The 16,509-nt window shown below is 65.1% G+C and carries 15 protein-coding genes; 4 read left to right on the forward strand and 11 right to left on the reverse strand.

Annotation, left to right across the window (positions count from 1 at the left end; genetic code table 11):
- Positions 1-371: 371 nt before the first annotated feature.
- The 7 genes from NRS07_RS17245 to NRS07_RS17275 form a co-directional block, all read right to left on the reverse strand.
- The gene (locus NRS07_RS17245; RefSeq protein WP_259209153.1) at positions 372-1,814 is read right to left on the reverse strand and encodes a sigma-54 dependent transcriptional regulator; all 1,443 of its coding nucleotides are present in this window, start codon (positions 1,812-1,814) and stop codon (positions 372-374) included.
- A 12-nt stretch (positions 1,815-1,826) separates the two neighbouring features.
- Positions 1,827-3,542, reverse strand: a complete 1,716-nt coding sequence (locus NRS07_RS17250) for a PAS domain-containing sensor histidine kinase (RefSeq protein ID WP_259209154.1) — start codon at positions 3,540-3,542, stop codon at positions 1,827-1,829.
- Between the two features lie 8 nt (positions 3,543-3,550).
- Entirely contained in the window at positions 3,551-3,796 is a 246-nt protein-coding gene (locus NRS07_RS17255) for a PP0621 family protein (RefSeq protein ID WP_259209158.1), read from the reverse strand.
- Positions 3,793-4,596 carry an inner membrane protein YpjD gene (locus NRS07_RS17260; protein WP_259209161.1) on the reverse strand — a complete coding sequence of 268 codons (804 nt, stop codon included), beginning with the start codon at positions 4,594-4,596 and terminating at the stop codon, positions 3,793-3,795. The genes NRS07_RS17255 and NRS07_RS17260 overlap by 4 nt, the downstream gene beginning before the upstream one ends.
- 95 nt (positions 4,597-4,691) lie before the next feature.
- Entirely contained in the window at positions 4,692-5,516 is an 825-nt protein-coding gene (locus NRS07_RS17265; protein WP_259209163.1) for an ABC transporter ATP-binding protein, read from the reverse strand.
- 1 nt (position 5,517) lies between these two features.
- Entirely contained in the window at positions 5,518-6,306 is a 789-nt protein-coding gene (locus tag NRS07_RS17270; RefSeq protein ID WP_259213354.1) for an ABC transporter permease, read from the reverse strand.
- 93 nt (positions 6,307-6,399) lie between these two features.
- Entirely contained in the window at positions 6,400-7,374 is a 975-nt protein-coding gene (locus tag NRS07_RS17275) for an ABC transporter substrate-binding protein (protein ID WP_259209165.1), read from the reverse strand.
- A 274-nt stretch (positions 7,375-7,648) separates the two neighbouring features.
- On the opposite strand from NRS07_RS17275, the gene ffh reads away from it, so the two are divergent.
- Both ffh and NRS07_RS17285 read left to right on the forward strand, forming a co-directional pair.
- Positions 7,649-9,016, forward strand: a complete 1,368-nt coding sequence (ffh, locus tag NRS07_RS17280) for a signal recognition particle protein (RefSeq protein WP_259209167.1) — start codon at positions 7,649-7,651, stop codon at positions 9,014-9,016.
- 232 nt (positions 9,017-9,248) lie between these two features.
- Positions 9,249-9,623 (forward strand): SWIB/MDM2 domain-containing protein, encoded by a 375-nt coding sequence (locus NRS07_RS17285; protein WP_259209170.1) that lies wholly within the window; start codon positions 9,249-9,251, stop codon positions 9,621-9,623.
- Between the two features lie 97 nt (positions 9,624-9,720).
- Here the strand turns inward: NRS07_RS17285 and NRS07_RS17290 are convergent, their stop codons facing one another.
- The 4 genes from NRS07_RS17290 to NRS07_RS17305 all read right to left on the reverse strand — a co-directional run bounded on the left by NRS07_RS17290 (position 9,721) and on the right by NRS07_RS17305 (position 15,045).
- Positions 9,721-11,097 carry an alkaline phosphatase gene (locus NRS07_RS17290; RefSeq protein WP_259209174.1) on the reverse strand — a complete coding sequence of 459 codons (1,377 nt, stop codon included), beginning with the start codon at positions 11,095-11,097 and terminating at the stop codon, positions 9,721-9,723.
- Positions 11,098-11,117: 20 nt separating this feature from the next.
- Positions 11,118-12,575 carry an alkaline phosphatase gene (locus NRS07_RS17295; protein WP_259209176.1) on the reverse strand — a complete coding sequence of 486 codons (1,458 nt, stop codon included), beginning with the start codon at positions 12,573-12,575 and terminating at the stop codon, positions 11,118-11,120.
- A 116-nt stretch (positions 12,576-12,691) separates the two neighbouring features.
- The gene (locus tag NRS07_RS17300) at positions 12,692-13,330 is read right to left on the reverse strand and encodes a lytic transglycosylase domain-containing protein (protein WP_259209177.1); all 639 of its coding nucleotides are present in this window, start codon (positions 13,328-13,330) and stop codon (positions 12,692-12,694) included.
- Entirely contained in the window at positions 13,327-15,045 is a 1,719-nt protein-coding gene (locus NRS07_RS17305; RefSeq protein WP_259209179.1) for a proline--tRNA ligase, read from the reverse strand. Before NRS07_RS17305 ends, NRS07_RS17300 begins: the two co-directional genes overlap by 4 nt.
- Positions 15,046-15,261: 216 nt before the next feature.
- Here NRS07_RS17305 and NRS07_RS17310 point away from each other — a divergent pair, with 216 nt between their 5' ends.
- Both NRS07_RS17310 and NRS07_RS17315 read left to right on the forward strand, forming a co-directional pair.
- The gene (locus NRS07_RS17310; protein ID WP_259209180.1) at positions 15,262-15,915 is read left to right on the forward strand and encodes an RNA pyrophosphohydrolase; all 654 of its coding nucleotides are present in this window, start codon (positions 15,262-15,264) and stop codon (positions 15,913-15,915) included.
- A 163-nt stretch (positions 15,916-16,078) separates the two neighbouring features.
- Positions 16,079-16,507 carry a DUF1841 family protein gene (locus NRS07_RS17315; RefSeq protein WP_259209181.1) on the forward strand — a complete coding sequence of 143 codons (429 nt, stop codon included), beginning with the start codon at positions 16,079-16,081 and terminating at the stop codon, positions 16,505-16,507.
- Positions 16,508-16,509: the final 2 nt, after the last annotated feature.

Raw genomic sequence — 16,509 nt, forward strand, 5'->3', positions numbered from 1 at the left:
CTGTGGAATCAGTCGCTTGCAGAGCAAGCCTCACGTCGGGAGTGAACACGTTTCTTCTGGCTCACTACCACTACATCTAGTGTTCGACGTTGATATGAGACTAATTGTAGTACCTGACCCAGGTCACGGCAAGTAAAGAACCTCGCAATATTTTGCGTTTTTTTGAGTGCGTGGGCTTGACAATGAAGTAGCGCCGGAAGCACGGGGGATGTGAGGTGAGTGAGCGCTAACCTAGTGCGAGGGGGCTGCTTAAAGCGTCATCAGCCGCATGCGCACCGCATTGATCTGATGCGTTTTGCACTGGCGAAAAGACAACATCGAAACATCGCCTCTGCCGGCTGGCCGTGCGCTGCCCGCGCCGCGAACAGCGCTCAAGCGTTATCTTCCGGCGCCGAAATCTCCAGCTTCTGCATCTGGTAGCGCAGCTGGCGCACGCTGATCCCGAGCAGCGCCGCGGCCTGCGTCCGGTTGAACTGGGTTTGCTGCAGCGCGCGCCCGATGATGTCGCGCTCGACCTGGATCAGGTAGTCGGGCAAGCTGGCGGGCAAGCCGTTCGGGCCGAGCCCGGCCGGCGCCGGCGCCGCCTCGATCGGCGCTGGCGCCGGCGCCGGTGGTGCTACTGCCGCAGTCGCCGCGGCCGGCACCGGCTCGCGTCCCGCCTCGCCCGGACGCGCCGCCTTCAGCGACAAGTCCCCTACTTCGATCACGCCGTCGTTGGCAAACGCCAGCGCCCGCTCCAGCACGTTCTCGAGTTCGCGGATATTGCCGGGGAAGGAATAGGCGCGCAGCGCGTCCAGCACGCCGGGCCCGAGCGCGGCTTGAGCAGGTCCGGCCAGGCGCGCCAGCACCGCGTCCACCAGCGGCGGCAAATCATCGATGCGCTCGCGCAGCGGCGGCAGCGACAGCTCGATCACGTTCAGGCGGTAGAACAGATCCTGCCTGAAGCGGCCCAGTTCCACGCAGCGGGCCAGGTCCTGGTGGGTGGCGCTGATGATGCGCACGTCCACCGGCTCCTCGCTGGTGGCACCGATCTTGCGCACCCGCCGCTCCTGGATCGCACGCAGCAGCTTGACCTGCATCGCCAGCGGCAGGTCGGCCACCTCGTCGAGCATCAGGGTGCCGCCATTGGCGGCCTGGAAAAAGCCGTCGCGTTCCTCGGCCGCGCCGGTAAAGGCACCCTTGCGATAGCCAAAGAACTCCGCTTCCATCAGGGTTTCGGGAATCGCGCCGCAGTTCACCGCGACGAACGGCTTGGCCGCCCTCGAACTCTGGGCGTGGATTTCACGGGCGGCGAGCTCCTTGCCGCTGCCCGACTCGCCGGTGATCGAGATCGGCGCGTTCGAGCGCGCCAGCCGGCCGATCTGGACCCGCAGCGACTGCATCGCCGGCGAATTGCCGATCATGCGCGAACCGGGCACCACGCCGTCGGGCTGCGCCGGCGCCGCCTCGAGCAGGCGCAGGGCCGAGCGCACCATCACGCGCAGCGCATCGAGCGCCACCGGCTTGGAAATGTAGTCGAAGGCCCCCGCCTTGAGCGCGACCACCGCGTTCTCGGCGCTGCCATAGGCGGTGATCACGGCAATCGGCGTTGCCTTGGGCGAGGCATGCACTTCGCGCACCAGCTCCAGCCCCAGGCCATCGGGCAGGCGCATGTCGGTCAGGATCAGCGCGTAGTCGCGCTCCTCGAGCAGCGCGCGCGCCTGGCGCAGCGTAGCCGCGCTATCGACGTCCAGCCCCATCTTGAGCAGGGTGATCTCGAGCAGTTCACGCAGGTCGGCTTCGTCGTCGACCACCAAAATGCGGGGTGCGGTCATGATTATTTCTACCTATATATAGTGCGGGCCGCCGGAGGACGCGGCCTGGGGCGGCTGGGCGAAGCTGATCACGAAGCGTCCGCTCGCCCTGCGCTCTCCGGCCGCGGCAGCGTCGAAACGGTATTCGTAGTCGAGCTTCGCATCATTGTTCAGGCACAGCTCGCGCGCCAGGTACAGTCCCAGGCCGGTGCCCTTGCTCGAGGTCGTGTAGAAGGGCTCGAACAGGTGGGCGCGTACTTCCGGGGTGATGCCGGGGCCGTCGTCCTGCACGTGCAGCTCGGTGCGCCCGGCGGCGTCGCGCGCCGGAAAGATGCGGATGCTGGCGGGCGCCCGGCTGGCATAGCGAATCGCGTTGCCCAGCAAATTAAGCAGCACTTCGTGCAGGTGCAGCGGGTCGAAGCGCACCGCGCTCTTGCCGGGGTCGCCCACATAAACGATCTCATCGGCCAGGTCATGGGTTTCGCAGAACTCGGCTTTGAGCTCGGCCAGGAAGCTGGCCAGCTGCAGCGGCTCCCCGTTCGGCTGGACCTTGCGCGAGAGCTGCAGGATGTCTTCGACCATCCGGTTCACGCGGGCGACGTTGTCGCCGACGATCTTCAGCAGCCGCATCTCGGCCGGGCCGTGCAGGTCCTCGGCCAGCAGCGCGGTGGCGTGGCCGATGGCCGACAGCGGATTGCGCACCTCGTGGGCGATGCTGGCGGTGAGGCGCCCCATCGAGGCCAGCTTGAGCTGCTGCGCCTGGTTCTCGATGGCGCTCACGTCCTGCATGAAGACCACGCTGCGCCCCAGCGCCACGCCGGCGGTATCGACCCGCGCGAAACGCAGCTTCAGGTGCGCCGGCTGGTCGCGCCGGCCGCGCAGCGGGCCGGCATCTTCCTGGTAAGGCTTGACGGTCACGAAGGCGGCGCCCTCCATCGGGGCTTGCAACCAGGCGGCAAAGGCCTGCGCCACCGGTTCCAGCCCGGGGGCCTCGCCGAGCCGGAAACTGGCGGCCTCGCCGTCGAGGCCGAGCATGCCGCGCGCGGCCGGATTGCCGGTGAAGACCGCGCCGTCGTCGCCAACCACCAGGATGCCATCGCCGACGTCGGCGATGACGATCCCGTTGATCAGCTGCTGGATGCGCAGGTCGGTGCCGCGCTGGGCAGCGAGCTCTTCTTGCTTGATCAGGCGCGCGGCCAGCCGGTTGATCACCAGCACGCCGGCGAAAAAGGCGGCGCCGTACAGGCCGGCCTGCATCAAGGGCGGCTGGCGTTGCAGCAGCATTAATTGCCAGACGCTCTCGCCGAGCAGGAACAGTGTCGCGATCGAGGCCGCGAACAGCGCCAGCACCAGCGGGGCCAGGATCGCCGCGCCGGCCAGCGGGAACAGATAGAGCACGGCCAGGCCGCTACGCATGCCGCCGGCTTCCAGGTAGAGCAGCGAGATCACGGCCAGGTCGAGCGCGATCTGGCAGCCCAGCTGCAGCACGAAGCGGCGCTTCCACCAGGTGCCGACGCCGGCAAAGACCAGCGCCGCCAGCAGGTACACGACGCAGGTTTCGGTATTGACCGCAACGGTACGGATGCCATTGTCGGTCATGCTCACGCCCAGGTACAGCAGCAACACCAGCGCGATGACGATGCGCGTGATGTTGAAGGTCAGCAGCGAGCGCCACATGGTCGCGCGCGCCTCCGGCGACGGCAACTGAGGCAAGCGCACCTGCGGGAGCCGCAGCGGCAGGAAAGACATCGGCCGGCTTACCGCGGCGGCAGGCGCACGTGGCCCGGCGAACAGTAGTCGTGGCCGTCGGCCTGCACCGCTTCGGAGGCCGGGAAATGCAAGCCGCAATGCGCACACTGGGTCATGGTTTCGATCTGGGCCACCGGCTCTTGCGGTGGCTGGCGCGGCGGCACCTGGAAGCGCGCGCCTGTGCCCTTGAGCTTGGCGCGCACGGCCATGACCACCAGGATGATAAGGGCGATCCAGAACAGGATGCGCATCATGCGACTCCCCTGTGCAGCACTACTTCGAGCACGAAGCGGCTGCCGACATAGGCCAGCGCCAGCGTGGCGAAGCCCGCCAGCGTGAAACGCAGCGCGGTCTTGCCGCGCCAGCCCTGCCAGCGGCGCCCGGCCAACAGCGCGGCGAACAGCAGCCATGACAGTAGCGCGAACACGCTCTTGTGATCGAGCCGCAGCGCGCGGCCGAACAGCTGCTCGGAAAACACCACGCCCGATAGCACCGTCAGGGTCAGCAGCACGAACCCGATCCAGATCACGCGAAACAGAAGTTTTTCCATGGTCAAGAGCGCCGGCAGCTGGTCGAGTGCCCCGCCCAGCCAGGCACGGCCACTGCCGCGCGTATGCAGCCGCGTTTCCTGCAGCGCCATCAGCACCGCGTGGAAGGCGGCGACGGTCAGGGTGCTGTAGGCCAGCACCGCCACCGCGACATGCCAGCCAAAGGCCGGCGACTGGTCCTGGACTTCGAGCAGGCTGCCAGGGAACACCAACGGCAGCACGCTGGCGACAAAGGCGCAGGGCATGATCAGGCGGCGCATGCCGTCCAGCGCGAAATTGCGGTTTTCGAGCCAGTAGGCGGCCACCGATACCCACAACGCACTCGATAACATGATGGCGAAGCCAACCCGCAACTGGCCAGGCGAGACGATATCGAGCCCGAGCGCGGCGCCATGTACCGCCCAGGCCACGGCGGTGACGCCGGAAATGACGGCGCCCCGGCGCGACGGCAGCAGGGCGCACACCGCGTACAGCACGGCCGCGGCGAGAAAGAGGGAGTTCTGCATAGTGGAAGGATACACCATCGATCGATGGCGGGTGCGGCAGGCCGCTCTGCCGTTAGGCGGGATTCGAGAGCTCCAGCGGCGCGGGCGCAGCTACGCTAATCGACCGCCGCCATTCGCATTGCATCCGTATGATGGCGCTCCTGCTCTTCCATCACGAGCAGCCCCAGCTCGCGCTTGAGCGCATTGAAATCGGGCGCCGCCGGGTCGCGCAGGCGGGGGATCTCCACCAGCAGGTCGCGCTTGACCGTACCCGGCCGGTAGGTCATCACTACGATGCGGTCGGCCAGGTAGATCGCCTCTTCAATGCTGTGGGTGACGAACAGGATCGTCTTCTTGAGCTCGGACCAGATGCGCAGCAGTTCGTCCTGGAGGTTGCGGCGCGTGAGCGCATCGAGCGCGCCGAAGGGTTCGTCCATCAGCATGATCGGCGAGTCCAGTGCCAGCACCCGGGCGATCGCCACGCGCTGGCGCATGCCGCCCGACAGATCCTTTGGAAAGCGCTGGCGAAAATCGGTCAGCGACAGCATGCCGAGCAAGTCGTCCACGCGACGCCGGATGGCCACCTTCGACATGCCCTTGATATGCAGGCCGAAAGCGATATTGTCCTCGACCGTCATCCAGGGAAACAGCGCGTACTCCTGGAACACCATGCCGCGCTCCGGCCCCGGCGCAGCCACCGGGACGCTGTCGACGGTAATGGTGCCGCTGCTGGGCAGCGAAAAGCCCGCCACCGCGCCCAGCAGCGTGGACTTGCCGCAGCCGGACGGCCCGAGCAGGCAGGTGAACTGACCGCGCGGGATGTCGAGCGAGATGTTTTTCAGAGCCACCACATGGCGGCCTTGGCTGGCGAAGATCTTGTTGACGCCATCGATACGGATATGCGGCGCCTGCAGCAGGTGCGACGGGGATGGTGCGTTCATGTCAATGCTCCAGGCCGCGGTGCCAGCGCAGCAGATAGTTGTTGAGGCGGTTCATGGCAAGGTCGATCGCCAGCCCGAGCATGCCGATGGTGATCATGCCGGCGATGATCTTGTCCGACCAGAAGTACTCGCGCGCTTCCAGGATGCGAAAGCCCAGCCCGTTGTTCACGGCGATCATCTCGGACACGATCACCACGATGAAGGCGGTGCCGATCCCGATCCGCACGCCGGCCAGGATGTAGGGCACCGCGGCCGGCAGGATCACGCGCAGGAACATGGTGGCGGGACCGGCGCCCAGGTTGCGCGCCGCGCGCAGGTAGATGCCGTCCACGTGGCGCACTCCGGCGATGGTGTTCATCAGCACCGGAAAAAACGCGCCCAGCGCGATCAGGAACACGGCTGGCGGATTGCCCAGGCCGAACCACAGGATCGCCAGCGGGATATAGGCGATCGGCGGAATCGGACGCAGGATCTGCACCAGGGGATTCATCCAGGCGTAGACCACGCGGCTGGCGCCCATAGCCAGGCCGAGCGGCAGCGCCAGTCCGGCGCCGATGGCGAAGCCCACCATCACCCGCACCATGCTGGTGGTGATATCGACCGGCAGTTCGCCCGACAGCGCCCACGACCACCAGCCGCCGCCGGTGTACTGTTCGAACGGCACCAGCGGCAGCAGGTAAGTGACCCACTTGCGCCAGACGTCGAGCGGCGCCGGCAGCACCAGCGGATCGACCCAGCCCCTGGCGGCCACCCAATGCCAGAGCAGGATCGCCGCCAGGGGGACCACCATGCCGACCGCCCGTTCATACCAGGGATTGCTCCAGAATGCGCGCGAGGAACGGCGCCGGTTGCGTGTGACTGTGTGCGTCGTCATGCCGTCCCCTCAGCGCAGCTTCAGGCTGCCCATGGCGGCCTCGAGCAGGTCGGTGCGCACCCAGTCCCTGGCCCGCGGCGGGCGCGCCATGCGTCCTACCCCGGTCTTGACCATGATGTCCGTGGTCACCTGGATATGCTCGGGCGTGATCGTGAATGAATAGGGCGAATTGCGGATCGCGTCGCGGAAGTCGTCGCTGGTGATCTGGTTCTTGAACATCACCTCGCGCACGTATTTCTCGGCCACCGCCGGATGGTCGATGAAGGTGCGGGTGGCCTCGACGAAGCAGCGCATGAATTTTTCGGCCACCGGGCGCTGCTCGCGGTAGAACTTCTCGGTCATGACCAGGGTGCGCACCGGTTCGCCGATCGGCGTGCCATAAGGTTTCAGCACTTCGACGCCATAGCCCTTGTTGATCGCCTGCGACGACTGCGGCTCGGACTGCATCATGGCGTCGATCTGCCGGCCCAGCAGCGCCCCGTTCAAATCGGCATAGGACAGGAACACCAGCTGCACATCCTTGCCGGGCACCGCATCCGCCGTCAAGCCATGCCTGGCCAGTTCGGCCATGAGCAGCACCTCCTGGATCGCGCCGCGGGTGACGCCGACCCTCTTCCCCTTGAGCTGGGCCACGCTGCGAATCTTCAGTTCGGGCCGCGCCACCAGCCGCGCGCCGCCACGGGCGAAACCGGCCACCGCCACGATCGGGGCGCCGCCGGCGCGGCCCGAGATCGCCGCTTCCGAGGCGGTCGCGCCCACGTCGAGTTCGCCGGCAATGATCGCCTGCATCACGTCCAGTCCTTTCGGGAACACCTTTTCTTCAACCCGGATGCCGCACGTCGGTGCGATTTCCTTGATATACGAGACCGCGCCGAAGTGCGCGAACTTGAGATTCCCGAGCCGGACGACTTCACTCGCCCCCGCTAGCCCGCACGCGCCCAGCAGGCTGCCGATAACGAGGATACTGCGTAACAATTTGGTCATGCCTGTCTCCCTTTGGCGCCGCACGACAAAACGGCGCGGCACAGAAGATGATGCTGCCGGGAAATGGCCAGACGGTACGTGAGGTGTGTCAAGTTACGCAAGCTGGCAAGATGATCGGCCCCAGCACGGCTGCTCAAATAAAAGCGGCATATCCTGCGCTTGCCAGAACCGCGACGCTGGCGCGAGGTAAAATAGCGGATTATCGAATGCGCCAATTGGGGCGAGATCGAACGCCGTCACATCGCCGTTACATATATATACAGTCAGGTAGAACATGCTAGATAACCTTACCCAACGCCTTGCCAAGGTCGTCAAGACCATGCGCGGCGAGGCGCGCCTAACCGAGGCGAACACCGCCGAGATGCTGCGCGAAGTGCGCATGGCCCTGCTCGAGGCCGACGTGGCGCTGCCGGCGGTACGCGAATTCATCGCCAAAGTGAAGGAAAAAGCACTGGGCGAAGAAGTCATCGGTTCGCTCAGCCCGGGCCAGGCCCTGGTCGGCGTGGTGCAGCGCGAGCTGGCTGCCCTGATGGGCGCCGATCTTGGCCCCGAAGCCTCGCAGCTCTCGTTCGCCCAGCAACCGCCGGCGATCATCCTGATGGCCGGCCTGCAGGGTGTGGGCAAGACCACCACCGTCGGCAAGCTCGCCAAATACCTGAAAGAGCAGAAGAAAAAGAAAGTCCTGACCGTCTCGGCCGACGTCTACCGCCCGGCCGCCATCGCCCAGCTGGAGTCCGTCACCAAGCAGGTCGGCGCCGATTTCTTCCCGAGCACGTCGTCAGACAAACCGGTCGACATCGCCCTCAATGCGCTGGACTGGGCCCGCAAGCATTACCACGATGTCCTGATCATCGACACCGCCGGCCGCCTCGGCATCGATGAAGCGATGATGCTGGAGATCGCTGCGGTACACGCCGCCGTCAATCCAGTCGAAACCCTGTTCGTGGTCGATGCCATGCTGGGCCAGGATGCGATCAATACCGCCAAGGCCTTCAACGACACGCTGCCGCTGACCGGTATCGTGCTGACCAAGCTCGATGGCGATTCGCGCGGCGGCGCCGCATTGTCGGTGCGCCATGTGACCGGCAAGCCGATCAAGTTCGCCGGCGTGTCCGAAAAGCTCGATGGCCTGGAAGCCTTCGATCCCACCCGCATGGCCAACCGCGTGCTGGGCATGGGCGACATCCTGGCGCTGGTCGAAGAAGCGCGCAAGGGCGTCGATGCCGAGGCGGCGACCGAGCTGGCCAACAAGATCAAGGGCGGCGGCCGCTTCGACATGAACGACTTCAAGGCGCAGCTGACCCAGATGAAGAAAATGGGCGGCATGGCCGGACTGCTCGACAAACTGCCGGCGCAGTTCCAGCAGGCTGCCGGCAACGCCAACATGGACCAGGCCGAAAAACAGGTGCGCCGCATGGTCGGCATCATCGATTCGATGACCCCTGGCGAGCGCGCCAAGCCGGACCTGATCAAGGCCAACCGCAAGCGCCGCATCGCCGCCGGCGCCGGCGTGCAGGTGCAGGAAGTCAATCGCATGCTGAACCAGTATGACCAGATGCAGACCATGATGAAAAAGCTCAAGGGCGGTGGCCTGATGAAGATGATGCGCGGGATGAAAGGCATGATGCCGGGTATGCGCTGATTGTCACGGCATTCCAAAGAAAACCGCGCGGGCACTGGCCTTGCGCGGTTTTTTTACGTTCCGCGGCCGTATTTTTCGGTCGCGGCGCATCGAGTGTGCGTTAGCTCTCATTCAGGGGCTTACAAGAATGAAAAAGTTTTGAAAAAGACTTGCACGAACAGTAAAAGGCCACCAATATAAGCCCGTGCGTCAATAACGCAACTTCCCCGTGATCGTTTTAGGAGGCTCGAAGATGGCAACAGCCAAAAAATCCACCGCAGCGCCAGCCACGAAAGCAGCTGCCAAGCCTGCTGCCGCGGCCAAGCCTGCAGCAAAAAAAGCAGCAGCAAAACCAGCGGCCAAGCCTGCAGCAGCACGCAAGCCTAACGCCGCTTTCATGAAAGCGATGACGCCGTCGAGCGAACTGGCCGCAGTCGTGGGCGAGACGCCGCTGCCGCGCACCGAAGTCACCAAGAAAGTTTGGGACTACATCAAGAAAGAAAACCTGCAGGACCCAGCGAACCGCCGCATGATCAATGCCGACGACAAGCTCAAAGCCGTCTTCGGCGGCAAGGAACAGGTCTCGATGTTCGAAATGACCAAGCTTATTTCGGATCACCTGAAATAATCGCTGCTGCTGTCCAAAAGCCTTGAATGCAGAAAGCCCCGGTTTCCGGGGCTTTTTGTTTTTGGCAGTAGCGCACCCGGGCGGTTCGCCCGGCCCACTACAGGCCTGCCGCCGCCTTCATCAGGTGAAACACCTGCGTATTCTCGATCGTCCCCTTGAACGGGGCCGAGCCGGCGCCGACAGCGTACAGCTTGACGTCGCCGCCGCCGTGCGACTCGTACACGGTGCGCACGCCGGCTTCCTGCCGGTAGCGCGGGTCCTGCGCGGTGGCGCTGTCGACATCGGCACGCGAGTCGGGCCGCACCTTGCCGTTTCCGAACAGGAGTGCGGTGAAGGTCTTGCCGTCGGCGTCCTTTTTCGGCTCGCCGCTGGCGTAGTCGTGGACGATGTCGAGCACCTTGCTGCCGCGCTTCGGATAGCCGCTCAGTACCATGGTGTGGTCATGGTCGGCGGTGACGACCACCAGCGTGTTTTCCAGTCCAGGGTCGATGCTGCGCATGCGCTCGATCGCGGCCCGAATCGCTTCGTCGAAGGCCACCGTGTCGGCCAGCGCGTTGCTGGCATTGGTGTCGTGCAGCGCATGGTCGATCTTGCCGCCTTCGACCATCAGGAAAAATCCGTCCGGGTCTTGCGAGAGCAGCTCGATCGCCGTCAAGGCCATCTCGCTCAGGCTCGGCTGCTCGGGACGGCGCGCCAGCGAATAGTCCAGGTGATCGTCCGCGCTGTAGATGCCGACGAACTTGCGTCCAGGTCTTGCCGACATCATGCCGGCACGGGTGGTGGCGACGTCGTAGCCCTGCTTCGCCAGCTCCGCCAGCAGGTCGCGCCCGTCGGCGCGGCCCTTCGGGTTGGATGCCTTGTTCCAGGGCGTGAAGTGGTGGCGCCCGCCGCCCATCAGGACGTCGACGCCGTCGCCCAGCGCCGCATTGTAGCCGGCGCCACCCGGCACCAGCTGGCGTGCGATGGTATAGGCCGCATCGCGGTGGCAGACGTGCGAGAAAGTCGACGCTGGCGTGGCGTGGGTCAGCTCGGTGGTCGTGACGGCGCCCACCGCCTTGCCCCGTGCCTTGGCCAGTTCGAGGATGGTCGGCGTGATGCTGCCGTTGTTCTCGCCGCACAGGTCGACCGTGCGGTTGCCGTTGGCGTCCCTGGCGGGATCGATGGCGCGCGCATCCTTCATCGAGATGCCGTTCTGGTTGATCTTTACCCCGGTCATGTAGGCGCCCATCGATGGAGCGCTGTCGGTGGTCTGGAAATCGTTGGAATACGTCTTGATGCGCGCGGTGCGCTCCAGCCTTTCGAAGTTCAGCAGGCCGTCTTCGCCGTGCTGGTAGATGCGTGCGGCGGTGATCGTGGTCGGGCCCATGCCGTCGCCCAAGAAGAAGATGATGTTCTTCGCTTGCGGCGCGGCGAAGGCGCTGGCGCTGGCGCAGAACAGGCTGGCGGCCAGCAGCAGTGAAAGTCGTTGTGTCATGGTGGTGTCCAGTTCAGGGCTCACAGGCCGGCGGCGGTCTTGATCAGGCTGAAGACGCGGGTGTTATCGATGGTGCCGCGAAACAGCTCCGACCCGGCGCCGGCGGCGCCCAGGTAGACGTCCGAGCCGCCATGGGTTTCGGCCCCGGTGCGGGTGCGCACCACGGCTTCCTGGTGGTAGTCGTCGCGCGTTACGACTTCGTCGGTCAGTGCTGGCTGCGAATTGCGCTTGCCATCGATGCGGTGCTCCCCGGTGCCAAAGCCGATGATCGTGAACGGACGGCCGTCCTGGTCGAGCTCGGGGCTGCCGTCGAGCCTGCGCACCAGGCCCAGCACGCCCGGATTGCCGTGCGTCGTCTTGCCGGTACGCGCCGCATAGCCATTCAGGAGCAGCGTGTGGTCATGGTCGGCGGTTGCTACTACCAGCGTATTCTTCAAGCCGGGGTCGAGCGCTTCCATCTTGTCGAGCGCGGCCTGCATGGCGTCGTTGAACGACACGGTTTCCTGCAGCGCGCGCTTGCCCAGCGTGGCGTGCAGGGCATGGTCGATCAGGCCTGCCTCGACCACCAGAAAGAAGCCCGCCCCCTGCTTGCCTGCATGCGGCGCCAGCAGCTCGATCGCCTTGCGCGTCATCTCGGTCAGGCTAGGCTGCATGGCCGGATTGCGCAGCGCGTCGTAATCCATGTGATTGGGGGCGAACAGGCCGATGGCGGGTTGCCCCGCGCTAGCGGCCAGGGCGTTCAGGCCAGCGCTGCTCGACACCACGCGGACACCCTGCGCACTCAATTCGGCCAGCAGGTCGCGCTCGTCGGCGCGCTTGCCGCCGCGTGCGAAGGGGGTGAAGAACTGGGCGCCGCCGCCGAACATCACGTCGATGCCGCGGGCGCCCAGGGCGCTGTTGTAGCCAGCACCGCCCGGCACCAGGGCCGCGGCGAAATCGGCCTCGAGCTTGCGGTGGCAAGCGTGGGCATAGCTTGCCGCCGGGGTGGCGTCGGTGACACTGGTGTTGGTGACCACGCCGGTCGCCATGCCGCGCCGTTTGGCCAGTTCCAGCAGGGTCACGGCGGGACTCGCATTGTCACAGCGGCTGACCGTTGCGTTGCCGTTGGCGTCCTTGCCTGGGGCTACCGCACGGGTGCCGGCCGACATCGAGATGACGCCGTTGTCGTGCTTCACGCCGGTCATGTAGGCCGCCATGGCGGCGGCGCTGTCGGTCACCATCGCATTGTTCGAGAAGGTCTTCACGAAGGCCGATTCGGGCATGCGGTCGATGGCCAGTTCGCCGTCTTCTCCCGCATGGAAGATGCGGGCGGCGGTGAGCGTGTTGATGCCCAGGCCGTCGCCGAGAAAGAAGATCACGTTTTGCGCGCGCTCACCGGTCGGGGCCGGGGTCGGGAATGAATCGGATGCGGGCGGAACGGCCGCGCAACCGGCCAGCACGGCCAGGCTGGCGGCGCCGGCGAGGGTGGACAAGCGCATGAAAACCTCAACGTCGGGAAAACGCGAAGTTTACACCCTCGCCACGCCGCCATGGTGGATTGATATGTTGCGAAATTGTCGGCGCCACCGCGACTTACTGCGCGCCGGGCCAGCCATCAGAGCACCTGCTTGAACTCCCACTTCTTCCATGCCGCCAGCACCGCGTTCGGGTACTGCGGCTTGCCGCGGCTGCCGTTGTAGCGGCCCAGGGCCAGGTAGAGGTTGCCCTTTTCCATGTCGATGTACATGCGCAGGATCGAGCAGCCGTAGCGCAGATTGGTCTGCATGTGGAACAGCTTGCGGCGGTCGCCGTCGCCGATCACCTTGGTCCAGAACGGCATCACCTGCATGTAGCCGCGCGCGCCAGCGATCGAGATCGCGTACTTGCGGTAGGCCGACTCCACCTGGATCAGTCCCAGCACCAGCCCCGGATCGAGCCCGGCGCGGGTCGATTCGTACCAGACCACTTCGAGAAATTCGGTGCGCGCCTGCTCGTCGGGCAGACGCTTGACGAGGCGGCGCGACATCTCGCTGAACCAGGCCTGGTAGCGTGCCCGCGCCGCATCGTCGCGCAGCACCGGCTTGGGCGGCCGGCTGTCGCGGATTGCATTGGCCATGGCCAGGCGCACGCCATCGGCCATGGCGATTTCTTTCTGGTTACCGGCGTGCGCAGGCGCGCCGGTAACCAGGCCGGCCAGCAGTGCGGCGGCCAGCAGTGCACGCCCATTCCGGGACACCAGCTGCAAGAAGCTCACTTGCCGAGCTTGCCCTTGATAAAGGCCGCCATTTCGTCGAGCGGCACGCTGGTGGCAGCGTCGTCGCGGCGGCCCTGGTATTCCAGGCTGCCTTCTTTCAGGCCACGTTCGCCGATCACGACCCGGTGCGGCACGCCGATCAGTTCCCAGTCGGCGAACATCGCGCCCGGACGCAGGCCGCGGTCGTCGACGATCACGTCGATCCCCAGCGCCTGCAGGTCGGCGTACAGCTTCTCGACCTGCTGCTTGACCATCTCGCTGCGGTCCATGCCCATCGGGCACAGCACCAGCTCGAACGGCGCGATGGCATCCGGCCAGACGATGCCCTTGGCGTCGAAGTTCTGCTCGATCGCCGCGCCCAGGATGCGGGTCACGCCGATGCCGTAGCAGCCCATCTGCAGCGGGGCCGGCTTGCCGTTCTCGTCGAGGAAATTGGCACCCATGGCCTCCGAGTAGGCGGTACCGAGCTGGAACACATGCCCCACTTCGATGCCGCGCTCGATCGCCAGCACGCCCTTGCCGTCCGGCGAAGCATCGCCTTCGACCACGTTGCGCAGGTCGGCCACCAGGGGCTCGGCCACGTCGCGGCCCCAGTTGGCACCCAGGTAGTGGTAATCGGCTTCGTTGGCGCCGCAGATGAAGTCGCTCATGCTGGCGACGGTGCGGTCGGCCACCACGACCACCGGTGCCTTGGTGCCGATCGGACCGAGATAGCCCGGCACGGTGCCGTAGACTTCTTGGATTTCCGCCTCGGTCGAGAAGCGGTAGTCTTTCAGGCCGTCGACTTTCGAGACCTTGATCTCGTTGAGCTCATGGTCGGCGCGCAGCAGCAGCAGGAAATAAGTCTTCTTGCCTTCGTTCTCGACGGTCAGGGCGATGCTCTTGACGTGCTGCTGCAGCGGCAGGCCCAGCTGCTCGGCCACGGCTTCGCACTTGGTCTTGCCGGGGGTCGAGGTCTTGGTCAGCGGCTGCGCGGCCGCGCCGCGCGTACCGATGGCCAGCGCTTCGGCCGCTTCCATGTTAGCGGCGAAATCCGAGTCCGGACAATACACCAGCGCGTCTTCGCCGGTGCTGGCGATGACGTGGAATTCGTGCGAGCCGGTGCCGCCGATGGCGCCGTTGTCGGCCGCCACCGCGCGGAACTTCAGGCCAAAACGATTGAAAATGCGCGTGTAGGCGTCGAACATGGCCTGGTAGGACTGCTGCATGCCGGCCACGTCGCGGTCGAACGAGTACGCATCTTTCATCGTGAACTCGCGGCCGCGCATCAGGCCGAAGCGCGGACGCCGCTCGTCGCGGAACTTGGTCTGGATGTGATAGAAGTTGACCGGCAGCTGGCGATAAGACTTCAGTTCGCTGCGCACGACATCGGTGATGACTTCTTCCGAGGTGGGCTGGATGGCGAATTCGCGCCCGTGGCGGTCTTTGACGCGCATCAATTCCGGGCCCATCTTGTCCCAGCGGCCGGTCTCCTGCCACAGTTCGGCCGGCTGCACGAGCGGCATCAGGAGTTCGATCGCGCCTGCGCGGTTCATTTCTTCGCGGATGATGCCCTCGACCTTACGGATGACGCGCAGGCCCGTTGGCATGTAGGTATAGATGCCCGAGCCAAGCCGCTTGATCATCCCGGCACGCATCATCAGCTGGTGGCTGACGATTTCGGCGTCGGAAGGCGCTTCTTTAAGAGTTGAAATAAAAAAACGTGAGGCGCGCATATCGATGAATTCTTTTTAAAAAGAGAGAGTTATAATCGACCTAATTTTAAAGGATTAGCTGGCTGATGCGTCCAATCTTTCTACAAATGGGTCCGGAACACGCAGTACCTGCCTCGCCGGCAAGATCCCGGCAGCTTATTGGCACTACAAGGCACGGCAATTTGTGGGTAAAAATATAAGGATCGTACGGCTGGCAGAAAGTTTCGAGGTGCACTTATGCTCGATCGTGAAGGGTTTCGCCCCAACGTCGGCATCATCCTGCTGAACGCCAATAACGAGGTGTGGTGGGGCAAGCGGGTGCGCGAGCACTCATGGCAATTTCCGCAAGGAGGAATCAAATACGGCGAAACGCCGGAGCAGGCGATGTACCGCGAGCTCGAAGAAGAAATCGGCTTGCGCCAGGAGCACGTCAAGATCGTGGGCCGCACCCGCGACTGGCTGCGCTATGAAGTGCCAGACCACTTCATCAAGCGCGAGATCCGTGGCCACTACCGTGGCCAGAAACAGATCTGGTTCCTGTTGCGGATGGTGGCGCGCGATAACGACGTCAACCTGCGCCTGACCGACCATCCCGAGTTTGACGCCTGGCGCTGGCACGACTATTGGGTGCCGCTGGACGTGGTCATCGAGTTCAAGCGCGATGTCTATCAGCGGGCATTGCAGGAATTGTCGCGTTTCATCACCTGGCCCCCACGAAGCGGTGGCCCGAGTGGCGAACGGCGTCATAGCGCGCGCTACCTGCGCCAGCCGCACGGCCGGGCGCAGGCCGGCGCCAAGCCGGGCCAGCCGGCAACGCTGGTCACGGCAACAGTTTCGACTGCGGCTGCCCCGGCAATTGCGGAACCGCTGGTACTGGTGCCGAACAAGTAGGTCCACGGTGGGAGCCGGCTGCTGCCGGCTCCCATGCCATGCTGCTCATGGTGCGCGTATTCGGCGCAGCACTACTCCTGCGCCGCGCATTCGCAGGCATCCGCACGAGCGCAACGCCATCGCGCTACAATGCCGGCTTCCTTCTTTTCTCCCCTCCCCCGACATGTTCACACCGTCTTCGCACGACGTGCGCCGCTTTTTCTGCGAAGCCTTGCGCAAGCAGCGCAACGGCGAGATCCTGACGCCGATGGACGCCATTGCGGCCGACTGGATCGCCCAGCATCCCGAATACCACGAGCAGCTCGACGACGTCGAGGCGGCAATCGCGCGTGACTATTCGGTCGAGGGAGGCCAGTCCAACCCCTTCCTGCACCTGTCGATGCACCTGTCGATCGCCGAGCAGGTGTCGATCGACCAGCCGCGCGGCATCAAGGCCGCGCACGACCTCCTGGTCGCCAAGCGCGGCGCGCACGACGCCCACCACGAGATCATGGAATGCCTGGGCGAGATGATCTGGACCTCGCAGCGAAACAGCATGCCGCCCGATACCGAGGCGTATATCGACTGCGTGCGCCGGCGCGCGTTCGCCTGAGC

Source organism: Massilia sp. H6 (assembly GCF_024802625.1).
Taxonomy (GTDB): Bacteria; Pseudomonadota; Gammaproteobacteria; order Burkholderiales; family Burkholderiaceae_D; genus Telluria.